Here is a 3,402-nt window from a genome sequence, read left to right on the forward strand (position 1 = left end):
TGATGATCCGGGAGGAGAACGTCTCTTCCGGAGACATCTATTTCAACGACTTCCACGTCAACGAGCTGCGCGGCAAAGAGGTGAACAAGCTGCGCCAGTCCATCGGCTACGTCTTCCAGGACTTCCGCCTGCTGCCCAAGCTCAGCGTGTACGACAACGTCGCGTTCGCGCTGGAGGTGATTGGCAAATCGAAGGAGCGCATCAAGAAGCTGGTGCCGGAGGCGCTCGAGCTGGTCGGTTTGGACGCCAAGGCGAACCGCATGCCGCACGAGCTGTCGGGCGGTGAGCAGCAGCGTGTGGCGATTGCGCGCGCTTTCGTCGATAAGCCTGCACTCATGCTTGCCGACGAGCCCACGGGCAATCTCGACCCTGCGACCGCCGATGGGATCCTGGCGCTGCTCTCGCGCATCAACCGGATGGGGACCACCGTGGTGATGTCCACGCACAACGCCCGTGCGGTGAACGACATGCGCAAGCGCGTGATGGAACTCGATTTGGGCCGACTCGTGCGCGACGACGAGCACGGCGTGTACGGAAACGTGAGGGGATAGCTGTGAACTGGAATTTCATTTTCCGCGAGGGATTTCGCGGGCTGGGGCGCAACGTCACCATGACCATTGCCCTGATCATCACGACCGCCCTGTCGCTGGTGCTCGTCGGAGCGGGCATCTTGATTTCGCAGGCGACGAGCGAGACGAAGGACCTGTACCTGGACCGCGTCGAGGTCATGGTGGAGCTGGACGAGGACATCTCCGCGAACGACAAGGACTGCTCGTCCGACGCCTGCAAGGAGGTGCGCGACGCGCTGCAGGGAGATAGCGGGGTGGAGCAGGTGACGTTCCGCTCGCGCGAGCAATCGTACGAGCGGTTCAAGGAGCTGTTTGAGGAGTCCGAGCCGGACCTGGTGCGCGAGACGACCCCGGACGCGCTGCCGGCCGCGCTGCACGTGCGCCTGGCGGATCCGGCGGATACCTCACCGATTGAGAAGATCTCGTCGATGCCGCAGGTGACCGTCGTGACGGACCAGGCGGACACGGTGCGCGAGGCGGCCGGCACGATGGATACGTTCCGTAACGTGACCTTCACCGTTGCCGCGGCGCAGGCGCTGGCGGCGATCTTCCTCATTGTGAATATGGTGCAGCTCGCCGCGTTCAATCGCCGCGACCAGATCGGCATCATGCGCATGGTCGGCGCGTCCCGCTGGTTCACGCAGGCGCCGTTCGTGCTGGAGGCGCTGATCTCCGTGTTCGTGGGCGCGGTGCTGGCAACGATTCTCACGTGGGTGGCAAAGCGCTCCATCGTCGATCCGATGCTGGGCGACCTGTACTCGTCGTCGCTGATCGCGCGCGTGCCGGACTCCGCCGTGTGGACCGTCATGCCGCTCGTGGGGCTCGGCGCCATGGTCGTCGGCGCGGTGGCGGCGCAGGTGGCACTTCGTTCTTACGTGCGTAAGTAGTACACTTGTTGCTCCTATGGCCAAGAAGAGTAAAAAGAAGAAGCTGAGCAACACCGGTGTCCTCGCGACCAACCGGAAAGCTCGGCATGACTACACCATCTTGGACACCTGGGAGACTGGCATCGTGCTCTACGGCACGGAAATCAAGGCCTTGCGCGAGGGCAAGGTCTCGCTGGTCGAGGCCTTCGCCACCATTGATAACGGCGAGGTCTGGCTGCGTAATATGCACATCCCCGAGTACTCGCGCGGCCACTGGACCAACCACCCGCCGCGCCGCACCCGCAAGCTGCTGCTGCACCGCCGCGAGATCGACTCGCTGGAGGGCAAGATTCGCGACGGCAACCGCACCCTCATTCCGCTGTCCCTGTACCTCAAGGACGGCCGCGCGAAGCTGGAGCTCGGCCTGGGGCAGGGCAAGCAGGACTACGATAAGCGGCGTTCCATCAAGCGTCGCACCGAGGACCGCGAGATCGCCCGCGACCTGGGCCGGAAGTTCAAGGGAATCAAGGCCTAGCTGCTTAACGCTACGGTGGTGCCCATGAAGACTGCACTGATTACCGGCGCGTCCCGCGGCATCGGCCGTGCGATCGCCGAGGAGCTTGGCAAAGACCACCACATCATCGCGGGCGCGTCGCGCGACGCCTCCGAGGTAGTCCGCGCGCTGCCAAGCGCAGAACCCTTCGAGGTGGACCTTACCGATACCGAGGCGCTCATTCGCGCCGCCCGCGCCATCAAGCAGGTCGATGTGCTCGTCCACGCGGCCGGCGTGCTGCACAAGGCCCCCTTCACCGAGCTCACCGAGGCGCAGTGGCGGGAGTCGATGGAGGTCAATGTCCACGCGCCCATCACCCTCACCAGGGAATTGCTGCCCGCTTTACGACGCTCACGTGGACTCCTCCTCACCATCAACTCAGGCGCCGGCTTCTTCGGTGTTCCCGAAAACTCCGCGTACTGCGCGTCAAAGTTCGCGCTCCGCGGCTTCACCGACGCGCTGCGCCTGGAAGAAGCCGGCGCCATCCGCGTCACCTCCTTGCACCCCGGTCGAACGAACACGGACATGATCGCAGCTCCGCAGCACGGTGATGCCCCGAAGATGGCGGCGACCTCGGTGGCCAAGGCCGCGCGCCTCGCCGTCGACGCCGGCCCCGATGCGGTGGTGGACTTCCTCCGGATCACGCCGACCGGCCTGGAATAGGCACCGGGTGCTTGCAGTTGAAGAGGGGGAGAGGTAGAGTTACTTCTCCTACGGTTCCCGTAGTTGACAAGGGGTCGATTCAGGTTTCGACTTCATCGACTTAGCCAGGGGAAGCGTGCCGGTGCAGGCTGGAGACCACCGTAAGCGTCGCAGCAACCAATAAACGCAGAGAAGAACTCTCAGCGTGACTTCGCCCTCGCTGCCTAAGAGCTAGCGACCGCGAGTCTGTCAGGCCGGGGACGTCCCCGACCCGGTACCTGGCATCGACTTAGGGGACTCGCCTCCCGGGCTTGTGAGTGGGCCTTTGGGAGGGACACTTCACACTTACTGGGCTCATCATCCGGACATGTCCGCCTGATCCGGAGGGCCGAGCAGAGGTAGCGCGCGGACTGCGCACGGAGAAGCCCTGGCGCGGTGATGAAGGACCCGGGTTCAATTCCCGGCGGCTCCACCGAGTGCGAACGCCCGCTGGTCTGCAATGGCCAGCGGGCGTTTCTTTTTGCCAGTTCACCTAAAGTTTTCAATTCGAGATATTCCTGCGCGCGCCACGTGAGGGATCACCGCTGAAGAATCAACCGCTAGAAGTTTCGCGTTAACGCAAGCATTGGGTTGCTAAAAACCGTGAGTGTGCTGGGGGTTTGCGTGTTTGTGTTGTTCGTGGTTAAGTATTTCCTCGTTGCCGAGAGCGAGTGAGTCGCTCGGAGGGAACGGGATAATTTCACAGTGTTGCGGGCTTGGTTGCTTGAGTTTG

At 63.3% G+C, this 3,402-nt stretch carries 4 protein-coding genes and 1 other RNA gene; all 5 read left to right on the forward strand.

Going from position 1 to position 3,402, the window contains the following annotated elements; genetic code table 11:
- On the forward strand, positions 1-551 hold a 551-nt coding region (locus tag EAW56_RS11285), incomplete at its 5' end, for a cell division ATP-binding protein FtsE (RefSeq protein WP_122086632.1).
- Positions 552-553: 2 nt separating this feature from the next.
- On the forward strand, positions 554-1,456 hold the full coding sequence (ftsX, locus tag EAW56_RS11290; protein ID WP_095278950.1) for a permease-like cell division protein FtsX: 903 nt from the start codon (positions 554-556) through the stop codon (positions 1,454-1,456).
- A 16-nt stretch (positions 1,457-1,472) separates the two neighbouring features.
- The gene (gene smpB / locus EAW56_RS11295) at positions 1,473-1,970 is read left to right on the forward strand and encodes an SsrA-binding protein SmpB (protein WP_095278951.1); all 498 of its coding nucleotides are present in this window, start codon (positions 1,473-1,475) and stop codon (positions 1,968-1,970) included.
- Positions 1,971-1,994: 24 nt separating this feature from the next.
- Entirely contained in the window at positions 1,995-2,651 is a 657-nt protein-coding gene (locus EAW56_RS11300) for an SDR family oxidoreductase (protein ID WP_122086634.1), read from the forward strand.
- Between the two features lie 70 nt (positions 2,652-2,721).
- Positions 2,722-3,105, forward strand: a transfer-messenger RNA (tmRNA) gene (gene ssrA / locus EAW56_RS11305).
- The last annotated feature ends 297 nt before the right edge of the window (positions 3,106-3,402 follow it).

This window comes from Corynebacterium gottingense (assembly GCF_003693265.1).
In the GTDB taxonomy this organism is placed as follows: Bacteria; Actinomycetota; Actinomycetes; order Mycobacteriales; family Mycobacteriaceae; genus Corynebacterium; species Corynebacterium gottingense.